At 37.0% G+C, this 20,091-nt stretch carries 20 protein-coding genes, 1 tRNA gene and 3 pseudogenes; 15 read left to right on the plus strand and 9 right to left on the minus strand.

Translation table 11 applies throughout. The annotated features are described in order from the left end of the window. Position 1 precedes the first annotated feature (1 nt). The gene (locus AAHB15_RS03550) at positions 2-1,795 is read left to right on the plus strand and encodes an ABC transporter ATP-binding protein (protein ID WP_335574862.1); all 1,794 of its coding nucleotides are present in this window, start codon (positions 2-4) and stop codon (positions 1,793-1,795) included. 222 nt (positions 1,796-2,017) lie between these two features. Here the strand turns inward: AAHB15_RS03550 and AAHB15_RS03555 are convergent, their stop codons facing one another. Beyond that, entirely contained in the window at positions 2,018-2,170 is a 153-nt protein-coding gene (locus tag AAHB15_RS03555) for an aspartyl-phosphate phosphatase Spo0E family protein (protein ID WP_285857794.1), read from the minus strand. 307 nt (positions 2,171-2,477) lie between these two features. Between AAHB15_RS03555 and AAHB15_RS03560 the strand changes: the two genes are divergently transcribed. Both AAHB15_RS03560 and AAHB15_RS03565 read left to right on the plus strand, forming a co-directional pair. Continuing rightward, the gene (locus AAHB15_RS03560) at positions 2,478-3,185 is read left to right on the plus strand and encodes a cytochrome c biogenesis CcdA family protein (protein WP_098527871.1); all 708 of its coding nucleotides are present in this window, start codon (positions 2,478-2,480) and stop codon (positions 3,183-3,185) included. 177 nt (positions 3,186-3,362) lie between these two features. Further along, positions 3,363-3,842 (plus strand): CcdC family protein, encoded by a 480-nt coding sequence (locus AAHB15_RS03565; protein WP_098527872.1) that lies wholly within the window; start codon positions 3,363-3,365, stop codon positions 3,840-3,842. 92 nt (positions 3,843-3,934) lie between these two features. Here the strand turns inward: AAHB15_RS03565 and AAHB15_RS03570 are convergent, their stop codons facing one another. Beyond that, positions 3,935-4,360, minus strand: a complete 426-nt coding sequence (locus AAHB15_RS03570; RefSeq protein WP_335574861.1) for a DUF2621 domain-containing protein — start codon at positions 4,358-4,360, stop codon at positions 3,935-3,937. A 273-nt stretch (positions 4,361-4,633) separates the two neighbouring features. Here AAHB15_RS03570 and AAHB15_RS03575 point away from each other — a divergent pair. Beyond that, a tRNA-Sec gene (locus AAHB15_RS03575) sits at positions 4,634-4,730 on the plus strand. A 125-nt stretch (positions 4,731-4,855) separates the two neighbouring features. Here AAHB15_RS03575 and AAHB15_RS03580 read toward each other — a convergent pair. Together AAHB15_RS03580 and AAHB15_RS03585 are read right to left on the minus strand one after the other, a co-directional pair. Continuing rightward, positions 4,856-5,989, minus strand: a pseudogene (locus tag AAHB15_RS03580) (tyrosine-type recombinase/integrase). A 21-nt stretch (positions 5,990-6,010) separates the two neighbouring features. Further along, positions 6,011-6,823, minus strand: a complete 813-nt coding sequence (locus AAHB15_RS03585; RefSeq protein WP_342041740.1) for a hypothetical protein — start codon at positions 6,821-6,823, stop codon at positions 6,011-6,013. 119 nt (positions 6,824-6,942) lie between these two features. On the opposite strand from AAHB15_RS03585, the gene AAHB15_RS03590 reads away from it, so the two are divergent. The 8 genes and pseudogenes from AAHB15_RS03590 to AAHB15_RS03625 form a co-directional block, all read left to right on the plus strand. After that, positions 6,943-7,164, plus strand: coding sequence for a helix-turn-helix domain-containing protein (locus AAHB15_RS03590; protein WP_335574988.1), 222 nt, complete (start codon positions 6,943-6,945; stop codon positions 7,162-7,164). Positions 7,165-7,372: 208 nt separating this feature from the next. Further along, positions 7,373-7,576 carry a helix-turn-helix domain-containing protein gene (locus tag AAHB15_RS03595; protein WP_335574989.1) on the plus strand — a complete coding sequence of 68 codons (204 nt, stop codon included), beginning with the start codon at positions 7,373-7,375 and terminating at the stop codon, positions 7,574-7,576. A 75-nt stretch (positions 7,577-7,651) separates the two neighbouring features. Then, entirely contained in the window at positions 7,652-8,272 is a 621-nt protein-coding gene (locus AAHB15_RS03600) for a CHC2 zinc finger domain-containing protein (RefSeq protein WP_342041741.1), read from the plus strand. After that, positions 8,265-9,740 (plus strand): hypothetical protein, encoded by a 1,476-nt coding sequence (locus tag AAHB15_RS03605; protein ID WP_342041742.1) that lies wholly within the window; start codon positions 8,265-8,267, stop codon positions 9,738-9,740. The genes AAHB15_RS03600 and AAHB15_RS03605 overlap by 8 nt, the downstream gene beginning before the upstream one ends. 264 nt (positions 9,741-10,004) lie before the next feature. Next, positions 10,005-10,220 carry a hypothetical protein gene (locus AAHB15_RS03610; RefSeq protein ID WP_335575501.1) on the plus strand — a complete coding sequence of 72 codons (216 nt, stop codon included), beginning with the start codon at positions 10,005-10,007 and terminating at the stop codon, positions 10,218-10,220. Positions 10,221-10,369: 149 nt separating this feature from the next. Continuing rightward, the gene (locus tag AAHB15_RS03615) at positions 10,370-10,696 is read left to right on the plus strand and encodes a hypothetical protein (RefSeq protein WP_335575502.1); all 327 of its coding nucleotides are present in this window, start codon (positions 10,370-10,372) and stop codon (positions 10,694-10,696) included. Next, positions 10,693-11,076 (plus strand): hypothetical protein, encoded by a 384-nt coding sequence (locus AAHB15_RS03620; protein ID WP_335575503.1) that lies wholly within the window; start codon positions 10,693-10,695, stop codon positions 11,074-11,076. Before AAHB15_RS03615 ends, AAHB15_RS03620 begins: the two co-directional genes overlap by 4 nt. Before the next feature lie 432 nt (positions 11,077-11,508). Further along, positions 11,509-11,811 (plus strand): annotated as a pseudogene (locus tag AAHB15_RS03625) (tRNA-dihydrouridine synthase); the annotation flags it as partial. A 116-nt stretch (positions 11,812-11,927) separates the two neighbouring features. On the opposite strand, the gene AAHB15_RS03630 reads toward AAHB15_RS03625, so the two are convergent. The 3 genes from AAHB15_RS03630 to AAHB15_RS03640 form a co-directional block, all read right to left on the minus strand. Further along, entirely contained in the window at positions 11,928-12,218 is a 291-nt protein-coding gene (locus AAHB15_RS03630) for a hypothetical protein (protein ID WP_342041743.1), read from the minus strand. 892 nt (positions 12,219-13,110) lie between these two features. Continuing rightward, a complete protein-coding gene (locus tag AAHB15_RS03635) occupies positions 13,111-14,454 on the minus strand; it encodes a sensor histidine kinase (protein ID WP_342041744.1) in 1,344 nt (447 codons plus the stop codon). Then, complete coding sequence (locus AAHB15_RS03640) at positions 14,451-15,140, minus strand: response regulator transcription factor (protein WP_335575506.1); 690 nt, start codon at positions 15,138-15,140, stop codon at positions 14,451-14,453. The genes AAHB15_RS03635 and AAHB15_RS03640 overlap by 4 nt, the downstream gene beginning before the upstream one ends. Before the next feature lie 196 nt (positions 15,141-15,336). Between AAHB15_RS03640 and AAHB15_RS03645 the strand changes: the two genes are divergently transcribed. Then, positions 15,337-16,242, plus strand: coding sequence for an NAD(P)/FAD-dependent oxidoreductase (locus AAHB15_RS03645; protein WP_057242573.1), 906 nt, complete (start codon positions 15,337-15,339; stop codon positions 16,240-16,242). Between the two features lie 15 nt (positions 16,243-16,257). After that, positions 16,258-16,803, plus strand: a pseudogene (locus AAHB15_RS03650) (Tn3 family transposase); the annotation flags it as partial. On the opposite strand, the gene AAHB15_RS03655 reads toward AAHB15_RS03650, so the two are convergent. Both AAHB15_RS03655 and AAHB15_RS03660 read right to left on the minus strand, forming a co-directional pair. Further along, positions 16,742-18,148 (minus strand): DJ-1/PfpI family protein, encoded by a 1,407-nt coding sequence (locus AAHB15_RS03655; RefSeq protein ID WP_335575508.1) that lies wholly within the window; start codon positions 18,146-18,148, stop codon positions 16,742-16,744. The pseudogene AAHB15_RS03650 and the gene AAHB15_RS03655 sit on opposite strands and share 62 nt — an antisense overlap. A gap of 567 nt (positions 18,149-18,715) precedes the next feature. Then, positions 18,716-19,378, minus strand: a complete 663-nt coding sequence (locus tag AAHB15_RS03660) for a hypothetical protein (protein ID WP_342041886.1) — start codon at positions 19,376-19,378, stop codon at positions 18,716-18,718. Here AAHB15_RS03660 and AAHB15_RS03665 point away from each other — a divergent pair. Continuing rightward, on the plus strand, positions 19,377-20,042 hold the full coding sequence (locus AAHB15_RS03665; RefSeq protein WP_335573964.1) for an SDR family NAD(P)-dependent oxidoreductase: 666 nt from the start codon (positions 19,377-19,379) through the stop codon (positions 20,040-20,042). The two genes, AAHB15_RS03660 and AAHB15_RS03665, sit on opposite strands and share 2 nt — an antisense overlap. The last annotated feature ends 49 nt before the right edge of the window (positions 20,043-20,091 follow it).

The raw sequence follows: 20,091 nt of genomic DNA on the forward strand, positions 1-20,091 counted from the left end.
TATGGAGGAAAAAACACAACTGTCAGAACGTGAACAAAGAAAGGTCTTATTCCGTCTTCTTTCCTATACCAAGCCGCACAAAAAAATCATCACCATTGCATTTGTTCTTCTTTTACTTACGACCGTAGGCGATATCGTGCTCCCGTTAATCGTAAAAGTCTTTATTGATGATTATTTAACACCAGGTAAACTGGAGTTTAAGCCCTTAATAATACTTGGGTCGATTTACATGGGAATTCAAGTCATCAAAGCGATTCTGTTGTTCTTTCAATTAGTCAAATTCCAGGAAATCGCTCTCTATATTATCCAGCAGCTTCGAATTGATGTCTTTTCCAAAGTACAATCACTAGGTTTAAAATATTTCGACAAGACTCCAGCGGGAAGTATTGTTTCAAGGGTAACAAACGACACAGAAGCAATAAAGGATATGTTTGTCACCGTAATTGCGACATTTATCCAGAGCGGATTCTTACTGACAGGTATCTTTATTACTATGTTTATCTTAGATGTGAAGTTAGCCCTGTTATGTTTGATTATTCTTCCAATTTTGTTGTTTGTCATGAATTTATACAGAAAATTAAGCTCACGTTTTTATCTGGATATGCGTGAAAGACTGAGCCAATTAAATGCAAAGCTGGCCGAATCTCTCTCCGGCATGTCAATCATTCAAGTCTTTCGCCAAGAAAAACGTCTTCGTCAAGAGTTTGGTGATATCAATCAAAAGCATTATAATGCCGGGATGAAAAATATAAAGATTGATGGTTTACTATTAAGACCAGCGATCGACCTTATTTATATTTTTGCACTGATTATTGTCCTAAGCTACTTTGGGATCACTTCCTTTGGACATAGTGTTGAAATTGGTTTAATCTACGCATTTATTAATTACCTAGACCGTTTCTTTGAACCAGTCAATCAAATGATGATGAGGCTTTCGTTATACCAGCAAGCCATCGTGGCCGGTTCCCGCGTGTTTAAATTAGTAGATGAAAAGGAATTAGCTCCAGCACAGCCACTAGAGAAGAACGTTTCCATAATGGAAGGTAAGATTGATTTTAAGGATGTCAGCTTCTCCTATGATGGAGAACGGGATGTTTTAAAGAATATTTCCTTTACAGCCAATCCGGGGGAAACAGTTGCATTAGTTGGCCATACTGGAAGCGGAAAGAGCTCAATTATTAATTTGATGATGCGTTTTTATGAGTTTGATCGCGGGGAGATCTTAATCGATGGGGAATCGATTCGTCAATACACAAAACCCGAGTTAAGGGATAAAATGGGCCTTGTCCTTCAGGATCCATTCCTATTCTTCGGGACGGTAAAAGATAATATCCGTCTTCATAACCAAGATCTTAAAGATGAACAAATAGAAGAGGCTGCCAAGTTTGTTCAAGCCCATCCGTTTATTGAAAGACTGGAAAATGGCTATGAGCATAAGGTAGTGGAGAGGGGTTCTACTTTTTCAAGCGGCCAGCGTCAATTGATTGCTTTTGCGAGAACGATTGCGGCAAATCCCAAAATATTAGTGCTTGATGAAGCAACGGCCAATATTGATACGGAAACGGAAGAAATGATTCAAACAGCTTTGGCAAAGATGCGAAAAGGCCGAACAACGATTGCGATTGCCCACCGATTGTCAACAATACAAGATGCTGATTTAATCCTTGTCTTGCACCAAGGTGAGATTGTGGAGCGGGGTACGCACCAAGAACTTCTTGCCCTTGGCGGACTATATCATAAAATGTTCCTGCTGCAAAATGGAGTACTTGAACATGTAGAAGATGATGTGAATTAATAGAAAAAGCCTGGCATCAATTGCCAGGCTCTCTTATCGTTTTAGGAAATTATAAAATTTTCGCTTGTGGATAACTGTTAATAAAAGGACTGTCAACGTCCAGCTCCAGCGCCTAGCCCCTCGATGGTCTACAGCCACTCAGGGAATGAAGGCAAAGAACGCCTTCTTTCTCTGAGCGTCTTATGCTTGTCGGGGCTGTTCAAGGCGCTTGCGCTTTTGTTCTTATAACGCGGTTGTTGGAACTTTTTTAATATATATTTTATTATATTCGTTTAATAATTTATCAAGTTCCTGACTATAGCGAATTGCAACGGAGGAAGTCAAGCCGTTTGTTGTTGCGACTTGAATTAATTCAGCTCGCTTTGTTTCTATCATAGTTATGAGATCTTGTTTCAGCACGGCCGAAGTCCTTTCCGGAGTAACTCCTAAAATTTTTTAGTAAAAAAGAAGAGTCTATTGCCTATTAAAAGGGCATTGTTTTACTAGTATAACCCATATTGTAAATTACTTCAAAGAAATTTGTAAGAAAAAATCCAATTTATTTAATCATCTCAATTTGAAAAAGTTACTATTTATTGACTTGTTAATATCGAGACACAAAATATTCACGTTAACCATTATCATTTAGTGATCATCTTTGTTAGAATGAAGGAGTATCGACTATAGTGGGAGTGTTAAATACATGTCAGATGTAAATCTATTTTTAGCTTTAGGGGCAGGCTTTCTGAGCTTTATTTCTCCTTGTTGTTTGCCGCTATACCCAGCCTTTCTTTCATACATAACCGGAATGTCTGTTGGAGAATTAAGAGATGAAAATGCCATGCTGCAAAAGCGAAGCTTACTGCATACATTATTTTTCTTATTAGGTTTTTCAATTATTTTTATCGCAATTGGTTTTGGAACCTCGTTTATTGGCCAGTTTTTCTTATCCTATAAAGATTTGATTCGTCAGTTAGGCGGAATCTTTATTGTCCTATTCGGATTAATGATTGTGGGTGTATTTAAACCAGAATTTATGATGAGAGACCGCCGTATTGAATTCAAAAACCGTCCATCAGGGTATATTGGTTCAGTTTTAATCGGCATGGCCTTTGCCGCCGGCTGGACACCTTGTACGGGTCCAATTCTTTCATCCGTCATTCTTCTTGCTGCATCAAATCCAGGTTCAGGCGTGTTATATATGCTTGCTTACTCCCTTGGCTTTGCGATTCCATTTTTGATCCTATCGTTCTTCGTCGGCCGGATGAAGTGGATCAAAAAACACAGCGGAAAGATTATGAAAATCGGTGGTTATATCATGATTGTCATGGGGATTGTACTATTTTTTGACTGGATGACGAAAATTATTACCATTTTTCAAGGAATGTTTGGCGGGTTTACTGGATTTTAAATCTTTTTTAGTACTTATATGGTAGTTTGCAAGTTCAGCAAGCTTTCCAGCTATTGTATGATTTACCTACAACATTAAAATATTTTAATGTTGTAAACAGTGATTATTTTTTCTCATAATACTTCATTTGAGATATAATGGTTGAGTAAATAATTAGATAAGGGATGAATGAATTCAATGAACTACGTTGTTGTTTCTTCCATCGGAGCTGTTATTATGGGCTCTCTCGCTCTGTTTGTTCGAATGAAAGCGGCCAAGAAACCGACTAATGTGAAAAAAATTATCCTGCCGCCTTTTTTTATGTCTACTGGAGCATTAATGTATGTGGTACCGGAATTTCGATTAACGCCAATGGAAATAGGGGAGGCAATCATTGTTGGGATGCTTTTCTCGATCCTATTGATTAAAACGTCAAACTTTGAAATTCGTGATAATGATATTTATTTGAAAAGATCCAAGGCGTTTATTTTTATATTAGTTGGATTGTTAGTGGTACGTTTAATTTTAAAAGGAATATTAAGTAGTACGATTGATATCGGACAGCTAAGCGGCATGTTCTTCCTGCTGGCCTTCAGCATGATTGTTCCATGGCGTGTGGCGATGTACCGCTCTTATATGAAACTCTATAGGGAGCTTCATAATATAAAAATGGTTTAAAATCCAACACTGACTCCTAAGGGGTCAGTGTTTTTCTTATGTAAGATAGGGAACGTAATTTAGTAATAATAAAAAACCGCCTAGATGGCGGTTTAGAATAAATGTTCATATGGTTTAACATCAATTTGATTTTGAAACAACTTTTTACGTAAAAATTTATGATCCCGTTTCGGTGTTGCTTGAATATAGCCGCGAATGACTAGTTCTTCTGTTATTTGAGAGGCATTTTCTTTTATGGCTAGTTCCCCAATTTTTCCAGCAATCTTGTGCTTTGCTACATCACGAAAGAGTTCCGGAACAGGGCTGACTAAATCTTCTAAGAGGGCTTTTTCTTCAGGACCCCAGAGGTGGAGGGATTCATTCACAAAATGCTCTTCCCAATCCATGACGGACTTGCCATCTTCTTTTGGCATTTTTTTTAGGAACTTTCGGAACATAAAAAAGCCGCCAATTGAAAAGGCACCTATTAAAAAGACTACCCAAAATAGGATAAACCATAGAAACCAACCTTGAAGCATATTTTTCACCTACAAAACGATATTATTATCTATTATAGTCTTTTTCGCGCGCAGATGACAAGGATTCGCCACAATTTTGCTTTTAATCACCTATTTTCCCTGGTTTATTAAGGCTGTATTAGGAATAGAAATCCATGTCGAAAAAATGACAAATAAGACGGATTGATTGATTTAATACTATTTCCATTGTAATATGATATCAGGATAGTAATTAGTTCGTGTGTAATTTGAACTTTGAAAATAATAGTTTTACACATGATCTTTTATTCATATGGGGCTGAATGGGGTACTGGTGTCCTCCACAGTCTTCAAAACTGCTTGAGACCTGCGTGCCAGGTCTGGTGGGTTCGATTCCCACGCAGTCCCGCCAACCTTTATACATAAGGGTTTTTGAGGAATTTTCATGAAGTAAGTAAAGCGAATTTTAGTATAGTTAAATGTAAAAAAATTGTCAGTGGTCACAACTTGGTCACAAGGATTTTTTATTAATTGATCTTACTTTAAAAGCTGCTCAAATTGGTGAGCGGCTTCTTTTTGCATATTTGGTAAAACATGAGTGTATGTGTCCATTGTAATTCCAATAGTTGAGTGACCCAATCTTTCAGAAACTACTTTAGGATGTACACCCTGTTTTAATAATAAAGTAGCGTGGGTATGTCTTAAATCATGAAACCTTATATAGGGTAAGCCACTGATGTCTACAAACTTTCGATAATTTCTGGCCATTTCGGTTGGTTGAATTGGTTTACCATTTTTTTGAGCAAATACTAAATCCAAATCTTGGTATCCTTTTCCTAAAAAAAGCTTGTTTTCTAATTGTTGTTTATAAATTTTTTAAAATTCTTTTGTTAGAGAAGAGGTAATAGTTATTGATCTACTTTTGCCTGATTTGGGCTCCTTAAATGTTAATCCTTCTTCTTTTACTTCTTGTAAAGATTGTCGAACATAGATTATATTATTATCAAAATCAATATCCTGCCACCGTATACCTAAGACTTCACCACGCCGCATTCCTGTATTAATCGCAGTTAAGTATATAGGATAATAAGGAGAATCTTTACTTACGTTCAAGAAGGTTTTCACCTGTTCATTATCCCATGTTTGCATTTCAACTTTTCTTGTTTTCGGTGGAGTTACCGCTTCAGCAACATTTCTAACAATTAGTTGCCATTTTACTGCATCTTTTAAGGCCTTAAAAATTAGACGATGGTGGTGTTTTACTGATTGTGCAGAAAGACCGCCTTTATCTGTTTTTCCATTGCTAAGTTTTTGGGCGTAATACTCTTGTAAGTGAGATGGTTGTAACTTTGAAATTTTAATATGACCTAATATCGGCTTTAAATGTAGATTAATCATGTATTGATAATTTTCATACGTCCTTTTTGCAGTATTAGGTTTAGCATGATTTTCAACCCAATAGTCCAAATATTCGCTTAAAGTCATTTCACTTGGCTCAAAATATGTTCCCTTGTCAATGGCATTTAACTGCTCGGTCATGTATTTTTCCGCTTCTTTTTTTGTTTTAAAGCCTCTTTTTCTTTTTTGTTTCCTTTTCCCCGTAATAGGGTCTTTGCCTAAATCAAAGACTACATTCCAGTTGTTATTATCTTTTTTTATTGATCCCCTCATAAATTAATTTCCCCCTAAAAGTTACTTTTCTTTTTTTGCTTTTGCCCTCATTTTTTTAACCCTAAAATTTATTGCACACGTACTTTCTTTTTCATAATCTTTTTTAGGACAAAACAAAGTACTATCATGGGTTACAACAAAAGGAGTATTACAGAATTTGCATCTCCTAAAGGTTCCTCCGCCAGTAGATGAAACCATAAGTTGCCAGTATACTGCTTCTATCATTGCATTGAATGTATTTTTGAAAACAGGCATTGAGTTAATTCCAGTACCTTTGGCATAAATTTTACCTTTTACCTCAGAAATATTTTTATTTATCACTAAAAGAATAAAATTGTCGGCTATAGATAAAGCGGTATTTTCATCTAAAGTGTCATATGGATAACGCACTTCACCTATTTTTCCTCTATTACCAAATCTAATAGATAACTCTTTTTTCCCTTCATTTGTTACCTTAAATTGTTTTAGAACATTAATCATGGATTCAATATCAGAGTCCTGTTTTGAGTTCAGCAATTCTAACACCATATATATACCTTGCACATGTGCCCAAATCCAATTTAAGGGTTCACCTTGTGCTGTCGTAATAGAATTAAATTGTTTATAGCCAAAAAGACCATACGCCTTTACAAATTTGAGTAAATACTTCTCCTTTCTATTATTGAGTTTTGCTACTTGACCTGGAAGCTCAGAGTATGCCATAGGTGCATCTATTTCATTTACAATTCCATTTCCTATTAGGTGATCATCGATTATTTCATAATTTTCATACTTGAACCAAAGTTTATAAAAACCTAAATCCATACTTTTTCTAATTGAATCCCTATTTATCATACTGAGCACCCCTTTAAAATTGAAACGGTCAATGTAACGGTGAATTGGATTGTTTTCCGTTTCTTTTATGTTAACATAGAACTAGAACCAGTTCAAGAAAATCTTAGGAGGTAAAAAACATGTTAAGAATTACCTTTGAACGAGAAAAAATTGGAATGTCCAAAGCTGAATTGTCAAGGCAAGCAGGATTAGACCAAAGTCTAATCAGTAAAATCGAAAGCGGTAGAATTAAGCCCTATCCATCAGAAATCAAAAAAATCTCGCAGGTATTAGGATTACCTGCAGAACAATTATTAAAAGATGTAATTTCAGAAGAAAAACACTTCGATGAAAAAATCTAGGAATTCCGGTTAGGAGTTACTCCTATGCCTTATAAGACAGATTTACCGTGCGAATGCCTGGGGTGTCTAATTCCAGTCATGCCTTGGTTTATGTGTATTGAGTAAAAAATAGCAATGGTTGCTTTTATAGCACCTTCCTGGTCAGTCCTCGAATTTATACTAAAAGGATTTATTTAATTATTTGTATTTTCCTAAGGAGGAACTAAGTTTGGGTGAGTTTAATCCAACAGACTATCCATTAACCTTACGCGTAGAAGATTTACAAAAGATTCTTAGATTATCGAAAACGTTGACCTATGAGTTAACCAAACAAAAAGGATTCCCTTCAATACGTGTGGGCAGAAGAATATTAATTCCAAGGGATGCTTTTTTTAAATGGTATGGGGTGGAAAATTTCGACAACGAGGAATAAAAAAACAACGATGATTAAAAGACTTTTTACCTTTGAGTGGGAATATTGAATAAAATAATTGGACGAGGTGGATTTATGTCAATAATCGATCAAATCAAAGCAAATCTATCCATTATTGATGTTTTACAAAGATATTCAGGTACTTACTTCTTTAATGAAAGGACAAACCGTAGACAATTTAACATCCGTTGCCCGTTCCATAATGACAGGAACCCTAGTTTTACTATTTACACTAAAACCGGCACCTTCCGTTGTTGGAGTGGATGTAATGACGGTAAATCAGGGGATGTAATTGATATTGTAAAACTATCTCGGGGTGTAGATACCAAACAAGCTATTAAAATATTAATTGCTGATTATGACTTAGGAAACCCAGATAGTGATCGGGTAAAAGAATGTCAGAAAAGAAGAACTTACTGGAAACGGGTATCTGCATTTAAAACAGAAAAAAACAAGAAAATTATTGAGGCTATAAATGCATTGCACGAAGTAAAGCAATTAGCAAGAGTTACTCTTGGAACAATATTGGAAATTGCAGATTTAGATAAGGTAGGAGAGTTGTATCATGTTGTTGGTCAAATAGATTACTGGTTTGAGTGTCTTGCTGAAAATGAAGATACACAAGGCCAAATAAAAGCATTGCAAGAGGTCAGTCGCTTCATACATAACATAAAAGTAGGTGAGGGGCGTGGCTAAAAACGGTGCCAGCATTGCGCGAGATCTTCTTCCAAAAGATAAAATACAAGAAATTAATAATTTGAATATAACCGGTTTAACACAGATGGGAATGATGGAACAATCGGAGAGTTCCCCTAAAAACCCATTGGACAATGAAGAAGACTTTATAAATGAACATGGCGAGTTTGCATTCAAATTAAATTTATATAACGATGAAAATGGTATCGCGTCGTTTGCCTATCATGGGTTAGCGGGGGAAGTAGTTAGAACTATTGACCCCCATACAGAAAGTGACCCCATGGCAACACTTATAAATTTTTTAACAGCCTTCGGTAATATCATTGGTGATTCGGCACATTTTGTCGCTGGATCAAAAAAGCACCCTTTAAGAATTTTTGCCGTAATTGTAGGTGCTACTGGTAAGGGCAGAAAAGGAACTTCGTTAAGTCCGATAAGGCAGCTTTTTCAGGCTGTTGAACCTGAATGGGAAAAAAATCATATTCTCTCTGGTATGTCGAGCGGTGAAGGCCTTATTTATGCTGTTAGGGATGAAGTAACAAAAAAAATCCCTATTTTTGAAGGAAGGGGGCATGAAAAGGAAATTATCGATTATGAGATTGAAGTTGTTGACGAGGGCATTGAAGATAAGCGAGTCTTGGTAATTGAGGAGGAATTTGTCAAGGCTTTAAGAGCGGGAAGGCGGGATGGAAATACTCTATCCCCCATTATCCGGGAATTGTGGGATTCAGGCAGTCCGAGAACATTGACAAAGAACCCTATCAAAGCAACTGGTGCCCATGTATCTATATTAGGGCAAATCACTCAAGAAGAGTTAAAAAAAGAGATATCCGACTTAGATCTAGTGAATGGAATGGCTAACCGTTTTTTGTGGCTAATGGTAGAGCGTTCAAAGCTTTTACCAAGTGGTGGTAAGTTCCACGAAGAAGATCTTAGTGAATTGGTAACTCAAATTAAAAAGGCTGTTGATTTTGGTAGAACTGTTGGGGAAATTACCAGGGACAGTGAAGCTGAAAAGTATTGGTACAAAATATATGAACCATTATCAACGGGTATTGGAGGGCTAATAGGAGCGGTAACTAGCCGTGCAGAAGCCCAAACAATGCGCTTAGCATGTATTTATGCTCTTCTAGATGGATCTACAAAAATATGCGTTACACATTTAAAAGCCGCTCTTGATGTGTGGGGTTATTGCTTTAAGTCAGCCCGTTTTATTTTCGGTAACGAGGCAGTTCTTGAAAATCCGAAGGCAGTTAAACTTCTTGAAGAGTTAAGGTTACGAAAAGAAGAAGGCAAAGAAGGATTAACAAGAACAGAAGTCAGCCGGCAAGTTTTTAAAGGGAATATTTCCAAGTCAGAACTAAACATGATTTTTAAAGAGTTAAATTCTAATGGATTTATAAAATTGTATAAAGTAAAACCTCTTGGGGCTATTAAATCCGTTCAAAAAATTTCTCTTTTAGATTAATTGTACTTATTTAACGAACTATACGAATTATTGTTGAAAAATGTACCGTAGTTCAGGTTTAAATTGAGTTCAAGTTACGAAATTTTGTACGAACTTTAAACGAATTATTTAGAAGTTGATCTATGGTTGCTATAAAATTCGTATTGATTTCGTACAAAATTCGTATAAGTAAAGATTTTTTAAAGCCCACGATAACAATGTTTTATATATAAATTCGTATAATTCGTATAATTCGTAGCGTATTAAAAAGAAAATGGGGATCATATGGCTGTTATTTCTGAATTAATTGAAAAGGCGGAATTAGAGCTCAGGGATAAAAAAGCTAAAAAAGCTGGTTTCATCATTGCACTTTCTGGCGAATTGTATATTCAATCAGTAGGGATAAACAGTGCGGTTTACATTGAGAGAATTGGTGGAGGATGGGAGTCTGGAGAGAAACACTCCTGTCGGGCAAGAAACAACAAATTGATTATAAAATAATTTCTTTCTCTAAAGATTTTGAATTCATTTTATTAAAGGCAGAGAATTATTTTGACTTCATCAAACGAAAGCGGAGTTAGTAAGAATTCGATTGATGAACATTTCTATAAAATTAAATTCGTGAAAATTTTGAGAAGGGGTGTTGGATTTTGCCTTACAAGGATAAGGAAAAGGAAAGGGCTTATCAGCGGGAGTATTATAGACGTAAGCGAAACAGCACAGAAGGGTTTGAGGAAAATTCGTCTAACCTAACCCTAATACAAGAAACAAGTACAAACGAAGTACAGACAGCAAAGGGAATGTTATCAATAATTGCTGAACAAATAACAATTGTGCGTTCTGTGAATTGTGAACCCATAACAAGGGCAAGAGCGATCGCCCAGCTTGTGGTGGTTGGACACAAGATTATTGAAACCTCCGAACTAGAAGAACGTTTAAATAAATTAGAAATGACATTGGAGGATTTGGAGCAATGAAATTAAAGCGGCTGAAACACCTAGAACAGAAAATACAGGAACGAGAGTCAAGAAATGAACTTGAGGAACAAAAAGTTCGTTCTCAGTTATTGATAGATTTTATTCAATCTAATCAGGAAGCAAAATTTTATTTTCGAACAATTTGGAGGTGGAGTGTAGGGAGTATGACAGAGGAATCGATGGAGCGACACAACCGCATTTATCAGGACAAATCAAGCAATGAGTATCAACATAGCGAGCGTTTTCACAAGTCAACGGGGTTAGGGAATGAATATCGGTATCGCATCGATTATCCAGAGGTTCTTAAAAAAAAATTTTATACTATGTTTTTTGATTGGCAGGAAAAAATGAAGAAGGGTAAAAAATTTACGGAAGAATAATAAAACATTGTTTCAAAACTATTTAAAGAATTGATTTTCCGTTCTGAAAAATAGTTTGAGAGGGATGGACTTACTCATATAAAGGAATCCTCTAATTTTATTGAAATCTTATAAAAAAAAAGGGTGAAAATATGGCTGGCAATAAACTTTGGTCTACGCAAGAAGATGAATTGATCGACAAACCATTATGAATCTTCCGCATCGTACTGACATTGAAATCGCGTCAATTTTGTTTGGACACCCTCTGTTAATTTGCAGAACTGAAAATGGATTACTTCAACACGTGCGACAACAACGTTTTAAGTTAGAGAAGCTTGCTGAATATGCCCTGACGTATAGAACTTTCAAGGGGGATCTGGAAGTCTCTCGTTCATATGAAATGTCGTATCCTTTTATCCGGGGACGGCGGTCGTGAGGTTTGGAAACCACTGAAAGACAAGGCTTGGTTACACAGATGTAGACGAATGGCACGACTGGCTAACACACATATTGAAACAAGACATTGTTAATCTTTTCATCCATCTTCGTACAAAAAAGGAAATGAGCAAGGTAGATGCTCATTAGGAACTAATCCCGGAGATTAAGTTACTTCCTGACCAAGTGGCACCAGATACACTCTTGACGATCAATGGGGATATCCCTGACCGTCAAACTGGCTTAAAGCTCGCTCATCTTCAATCAGTGGAATGCATTGCTGATAATATAGTAATTCTACGTTATATATCGACTGGTCCGAGGACCTCAATTATCAAATTTCATTCGTATTCTTTAACAGATTTAAAAGCCGGTGTTCTTGCTTATTTTTTTTGATTATTATCATAAATATTATCGTAAATATTAACATTAAGATTTCAATCTTTTAGTTTAATGTCGAAAAGAAAAGAGATTTGATCAACGCCTAATTTTTCTGCTATAAAGTCTACATGTTTTCGAATATTTTCGGCATCCTCTCCGAATTTCGGATGGTCATATAATACTTCCATCATTCCCCATGCATACATGAATTTTGCAAAGCCATCTCCATTATTCTTAAAATACAGATTATCTAAAAATTCTCGAATGTAATGCATGGCATTATAGAAAGTTTTTTCAGTGGCAGTTACATCGAGTTGTTCCTGAAGTTTTTCTATTTCAGTTGTCATGTTTTATCCTCCTTTTAAAAGAAGAATACACTACAATTTTTGATACGAAAATATAAATTGCTATACGCAACATTTGAGCTGCTTTTGTTGTTGAGATCAGCAACGTTTCAGTTTTTCTTCAGTTTGTTATATGCTACGTGTGGTAGTTTTAAAGTGCGGTGCGGAAACACCGTTTTTGCTAACTTAACATGGTCTAGGGCAAAGCTCCCTAGGCATTTTGTTTACTTACAATCAAAACGTATGTTTTGATAAGGTGAAACGGAGTTGAATTTATGTCGAATCGTATTATGCTGACAAGAAAAATTTCTGATATTAAGAGGCAACTTCAAACCCAAGTGTAAGTAATGGATCATAAGGGGCATTTTACCCGATCATCAAAAATGGTAGATGGTTTAATATTGGAATTTCCATAAATGACAATTGATTACCAATGATTGAATACAAACATTGCTTTACAATTGTCATGAGGTGATTTATATGTTTGTTTCACCCATGTTATTACAAAAGGTTGACCAGGCATTTAATGATGATTCAAATATTACGGAATTAAAGTTATCTAGACCTAATTATAAAAAACCTTAATTAATAAAGGAGAGTACATATTAGCCATGTATAATATGTACTCTCCTTTTTTCTTTTAGTGAACTAACGCACCATAGTGTATCGACCTTCCTCTCCCAGCCGTAGAATAAGTATTGACGGTTCTAGACCATTTTCATTCTCTGTGGTGCAGCGCCGATTTTGCGCTGCATGGGCGGCGGCTAACGGGCAGGTTCAATAAAGTTTTTTTAAATCGAACATTAATTGTTTATAAAATTTAAAAAGTCGATATCCTGAAAATGAAGGAATCGACTATTCATATTCATTACATATTTGGACAATGCAACTAATCTTAATGTGTTTCACAACTATATGGAAGCTGTATAATAAAACTAGTTCCTTGATTAAGAATACTTTTCACTTCAATTTTCCCATCATGAGAAAGGACGTATTGTTTAGCAATAGCAAGGCCTAAACCAGTTCCACCACTGTATCTTGTTCGTGCATCATCGGTACGATAGAAACGGTCGAACAGGTGTGGAAGGTGTTCAGGTTCTATTCCAATTCCTGTATCTTCCAAAATGATCTTCAAATAATGATGTTCTTCTTTAAATAACCTAATATATATGATTCCTTGATTGGGAGTGTACCGAATTGCATTCGTTAGTAAATTAAGAAAAACTTGTTTCATTCGGTTCGGGTCGACCGAAACAGTTATATCGGTTGTTTGAACATCTACTCTCATAGAAATACTTTTTTCTTCGGCAATAGGCTTTAAAGCAGATATGAGTTGGTAAACCAGATCCAACATATTGGTAGATGTTTTATTTAATTTTAATTTTCCTGCTTCTGCTAATGATAGAATTCTTAAATCTTCTACTAATTGATTTAGTCGAATGAGTTCATCTTGTAATGGTAATAAGGTCTCTGGTCTAATCATTTCCCCTTTTTGTTGCAAGTAATCCAAGTTTCCACTGATAATGGTAAGCGGTGTTCTGAGTTCATGAGCCACATCTGCTGTTAGATTCCTGCATACAACTTCTGCTTGCTCAAGCTCCTGTGACATATGATTAAAGGCATTAGCTATTTTTCCATATTCATCTTTCGTTTTAACTGAAACCTTAATTCCAAGTTCACCTTTTCCTAATCTGTTGATCACCGGCAAAAAATCTCGAAGTGGAGAAGCTAGCCACTTAGATAATTGATATGCAATGAAAAGGGATATACTAATGAGTAAAGAGCCACTTATACTAAGTATAAAAACTACTGATATGGGGATTCCTATCATAATTTTAGTGAAACTGGCCATCTCCGGGTCATAATAAATAAATTGGCCGACTTTCTTATTACTAATTTTCAACTCACTTTTTATTCCTAAATGTTGAACTAATTGTCTAGGTGAGTCACCTTTTTGTAAAATAACATGATTATTTCTGTCCATAACCAGTATTTCCGGATGATCCTGAGTAATATCTTGAAGTAAATCTAAGTGTTGTACGTTATTCCATGAATCATTATTCTCTACATAATAAGTAGTTAATTTCCTGTGAATATATGTAACTTCCTGACCTCTTGTTTTCTCTATGCCTGCTTCAATAGCGCTCTTCACTGTAAAATGAGTCAGAACAATAAAGACGATACTGATTCCCACAATGGAAAAGGCTAAAGTTAAAAAAATCTTTCGGTGAAAACTCATGGTTGATCACCGAAGCGATAGCCAAATCCATATACAGTTTGAATATATTTTGGATTAGATGGATCATCCTCGATTTTTTTTCTTAATCGGCTAATATGGGCATCAACCGTTCGTTCAACGTTTAATAATTCATCTTCTAGTGCAGCCTTTAATAATTGAAGTCGGCTGTAAACAATTCCAGGCTTTTCAGCTAGGGTTAACAAAAGCTTGAATTCTGTTGGTGTCATTGTAATTTCCTCACCGTTCTTCCATACACGATACTGCGAAATAGATATAGTTATCTCACCGTGCTCCAATGTTTCATCAGTTATAGAAGTATTGTCTCCTATTCTACGGAGAACGGAATGAATGCGAGCCAATAGTTCCCTTAATGAAAATGGCTTTGTGATATAATCATCAGCTCCTACCTCAAGGCCCACGATTTTGTCCATTTCATCTGATTTTGCTGTCACCATAATAATGCCAACTTTACTAATTTTTCTAATTTCACGGCAAACATCAAGCCCACTCATATTAGGCATCATCCAATCTAGTACGACCAATGATGGATTTACCTCTTTTATCTTAACGAGAGCTTCACTTCCTGAAAGAGCTGTGGCGATTTCGAAGCCTTCATTTTTTAAAAAGGAACTCATAAAATCAAGTACTTTTTCTTCATCATCCACTAATAAGATTGATTCAGCCATCGTTTTTCTCCTTGTTTACCTTTTTTTACATTATACACTAACTATGTTCCCTTCTTGAAAATTTCACTGAAACCGTAATGGACTGCAACAAGTTCACAACATTTCTTTGTTAATCTTAAAATGTGCTCAATTGAGTGGCAAGATAAAGCGTTAAAAAAAAGGACATGGCTTTTTTATACTGAGAAGGAGGATTAACATGATTTACGATTGTGCAATCATTGGCGGGGGCCCGGCTGGACTCAATGCAGCATTAGTTCTAGGCAGGGCAAGGAGAAACGTAGCTTTGTTCGATCATAACAAGCCACGAAATGCCGTTACGCATGCTTCACATGGTTTTCTTACACGCGATGGTGTTACACCAGCAGAATTTCGGCGTGTCGCATACGAGGAGGTGCTGAAGTATCCGTCAGTAGAGCATCATCCCGTTGAAGTTACGGATATTCGCAAGCTTAATGCAGGATTTTTAATATCTACACACGAGGGGGAACAAATTCAAGCTCGCAAGCTATTGTTCGCTTCAGGCCTGCAAGAAACATTGCCAGATATCCCAGGTGTCAGGAATTTATATGGAAAAAGCCTCTTTTACTGTCCATATTGTGACGGCTGGGAACTCAGGGACAAATCGTTATTTGTGTTGTTCGATCATCCCCGCGTGTTCCACCTTGCAAAGTTGCTCTATAATTGGAGTCGCGATCTTATCGTCTGTACCAATGGCCCTGGCATTCTGACTAATGAACAAAAGCAAATATTAGCTTCCCGTGACATCGTTGTCTCTGAACAATCTGTATCAGCTTTTCATGGCAGTGATGGCAAGTTGCGGCTAGTGGAGTTCACGGACGGATCTAGAATAGAGAGAACAGGCGGATTCATTGCACCTAAGTGGGTCCCACGGGCTGGTTTTCAACAAGAACTTGGTTATGCGGTAAACGATCTAGGTGGAATCCTAACCGATGAAATGGGAAAAAGCACGGTACCTGGTTTATTTGCAGCTGGGGAAGTGACCACTGGATTCCCCTCACAACTCATCGTGGCTGCTGCGGCTGGCAGTATTGCTGCCGCCAGCATTAATCTGGAATTGACAGAAGAAGCCTTTAGTTCCTGAAGGGCTTGACGGTCTCTAGGTGCAAGATACGAGCCATATTCTTTTCGACGCTTCCATGAAACAAAACGATATACAGTATTAGTGGCGTACCTTTTAGACCTTAGTCAAGATTTAGTAGATAGGGCATTTGAAATCCACGATAAACAAATCTTAACCTTGCAATCAAAAGGCCGGAAACAACAAGAAGAGCTTCAGAAACAAAACGGCAAAGCCTTGAATGAAAAAGTTGTCCATTATGCCGACTTAGGTGATGCCCTTATCAAAGCACGGGATGAGGGCCTTGATCCTTTTGTTATGCTAGAAACAGTAATGCCGTGGGACAAGTTTGTTGAATCTGTAGAGGAAGCTAAAAAACTATCGCGACCTCTTAATTATGACTATTTGGATCTTTTAGAGGGTCGATTTAACTACCTTCGAAAATACACGCCTACCTTACTAAAAGCATTTGAGTTTCGTTCAACAAAGTCAGCTGAACCGTTGATAAAAGCCCTCGATACCATTAAAGAAATGAATGATACCGGTAAAAGAAAAGTACCTGAAGGTGCACCTTTAGATTTCGTATGAATCGTCTGTCGATACAGAAAGCTACCAAAAAGGCTAGTAATCCGGTTAGAAGTACATTGCCGTAAGTTTCAAGAGGAAATGGTTTGCCCTCAAGTTGGATACCATTCGCACGATATTCAAATCGTTTCACCGCATGTTTGGCAGTTAAAAGGTCTTCTTGTTTAGCTAAGTCTTCCAATGGTGCTTCGAATACATATCTTTTTGGTGAATCACTATGAATAAGGAGGGTCTCTTTAGCATTAGCCTTTTCATTCCAAAGTCTTACATCTGTTGCGGCTAGAGATTTTGCGTCTCCACCTGGTATGATCATTTTATCTAATTTTGGTGCATTCGAAATTTGATTTCGAGCCACTATATTAAGATGATGTTTAGTGGTAATAGGAGCATCTGAATTTGAAATGGTTATTACCTGTGTCGTTCCGGTATCTCCATAAGAATCAAAGATAGAAGATAAGGCTAATTCTTCCATACCTTTATACAGAAGTACACCCATCTGTTTCTTATTCCAATGGAATCCAAGATTTAGCCAATATGTTGCAAATTTTATATCCACGTAAAAAGGCTGGTCCACCTTTGGATTTTGAACGAAGTGGTAAGAAGGATAATTGATTTCTTTCGAAATTTTTGCTGCCATAGGTTCTCCTAACTGTTGAGCTATCAAATGCAGCACACCATCGATACCTGCGCTTTGACCAGCAGTGGTTAAAGTATTACCCTCTTGAACATACCTCACGTCTTCTACCCAATGTGTGTCAGGATACTGTTTTTTCAATCCTGGGATAGCTTGCCAGTGTGAGGCGGCTGATTTTCCTTTTAATAAGCCTGCATCAGCAAGATTCTCTGAACCGCCACAAATACTTAAAAAAGTGGTTTTTTCGTTAGAGTGCTTCTGAATCCATTCACGAGTTGGTTGATATTTTTTTTCATCAACGATTGGCATGTAAGGGACCACGACAATATCAGGACTTTTACCTAATAATTGATCTAATTCTTTATAAGAATAATGTGGGACCACATCCAAACCTCCTGATAAAGACTTGATGTTTTTGTCCGGTGCAACAGCATATACATTGTAGGCATTCGTCATAGAAAACAGTGTGTATGGAATGAGAAAATCGAAATCTTCAGTTGGTATTGATGAATCCGCCATCACAACTGCCACAGTAGGTTTATGGGGGTTATACTGAGGGACTTTCACTCCTTGTAGCGAAGGAACCGGCTCATGGCGGACGTTTAAGTAAAAATCTTTTTGATGCCGATTAAAGCCATACAACTCGATCCCTCCAACAAACACGGCGAAAATCAATACATAAATAGCTAAACGTACCACTAACCTTTTCATTTTATATTCCTCCTTCGGATATGAATGTTGTTATTCTTTAACGCCACAAAATCTCCCGACTCCATTGAATAAACTTTTGATACTTCCTGAACAAAAATCATTTTCTACCTCCAAAATGTGGTTATTTGTTATTAACCCTTTTGTTACATTTTACTTAGTTTGACCATGATAAAAATCGCACTCTTTTTGGGTATTACCGCATTTTTTGCTGTACCCCCGTATGGTATTTATCATTATCTTGATTCCATATTACTGTTTTTCAAAAACTTTCATAATTGAGCTAGAGCTTGATTTTTATATCAGACTTCAGGCTTAGCTGGTTTCAGACGGCAAAAAAGACAGAGACTGAAATTGTCTCTGCCAAATATATTGCCTTAAAAACCGATATCAAGTTAAAGAAATAGACCGTAACTTGAACAATAAATAATTACTTTGCTTTTGGCGTCAAATATGAATTAAAAGGGATAGGATTTCTCCTCTTTCTTCAACAAACCTGCCCAGTTAGCAGAACAAGAAAAGCGATTGCTCTTATTGAACAATCGCACCCAGTTAGTTGAAGAAGAAAAATCAGATTACCACTGATTTCTTGTCTAATTTTAATTGACTAACAACGGAAGAAATTAATGTATCCAATGGATTAATTATAGGTCGCGATGTCTTATACTCAACTTCCTTGGATGCATCGACCATAGATAATTGGGCAACTGAGATAATTTCATCTCCTTTAATAATTTCATTTAGAAATTTGGAAATTTCTTGGTTATATTCTTGTTTTAAACCTTGCATTATCAATTCAAAAGCATTGTTAATAACTATTACCTCTATATCCACAGATTTTTGATGATTATAAGCATATTGATTGAGACGGTCCATTGTCCCTTTAACAGTTGCGGGATTTGTAAATAAGATTGTCTGAGGTTGCTGTATATTACAGATATATTCAAAGTAGGGTTCATCAATTTTGATAATTGGCACTGATATTGATAGTTGTTCTTCCTGTAAAATTGCAATATAGTTTGTACAAGTAATTAGAATAGCATCAACATTACATTGGGCAATCCACTCTATTTGCTCTTTTACTTTATTTTGGGCATTTGCTTCTTTGAAGTTCTCATCAGATGTAACTCGATACATTAAAGCGGGGTCAACAAAATGTATTAATTCAATGTCATATGAGGAAAGTGCGTTATCGATATACTCAATATTTGAATAATGAGCATTCGTATATATTGTCTCGCGGCGACAAGAACAGATTGAACAGGCGGCAGCGCGGCTCGGAACATCGGTGCGTGGGATCGCAGTTGATGTTACGAAGAAGGACGATTTGGAGCGTCTCGCCGAGACCATCCAGAAAGAGCACGGAGGCCTCGATATCATTTTCGCAAATGCTGGCGGAGGCAAACCAATCGCATTTGAAGAGCTCACTGGGGAGGACATCGACCACTTGTTGGGTGTCAATATCAAGGGAGTAATCTTTACCGTTCAGACAATGCTTCCGATTCTCCAGGACGGCGCTTCAGTTATTCTGAACGCTTCGATTACCGCCGACATGGGTCTTCCAGGTTTTGCGGTTTATGCGGCGACCAAGGCAGCCGTCCGTTCGCTTGCACGCAGCTGGACCACAGATCTTAAGCATAGGGGAATCAGAGTGAATGCGATTAGCCCGGGCGTTGTGCCGACGGAGGGATACCGCACCGAGCAAAAAATGACCGAAGAACAGGTGTCCGCTTACGCGCAGCGAGTCACGAGTGAGATTCCTGTAGGGCGTGTCGGAACGCCGGAAGATATCGGTTACTCCGTAGTCTTTCTAGCCTCTGATGCGAGCAGCTTCATTACGGGAATCGATCTGGTGGTCGATGGCGGGCAGACACGAGTGTATGCGGGGAAAAATTGATCGGTGGTCGATTACATTCTTTTGCTCGTTGAACGTAAAGCCAGATGAG

This window comes from Bacillus sp. OTU2372, assembly GCF_038440275.1.
Lineage (GTDB): Bacteria > Bacillota > Bacilli > Bacillales > Cytobacillaceae > Neobacillus > Neobacillus bataviensis_B.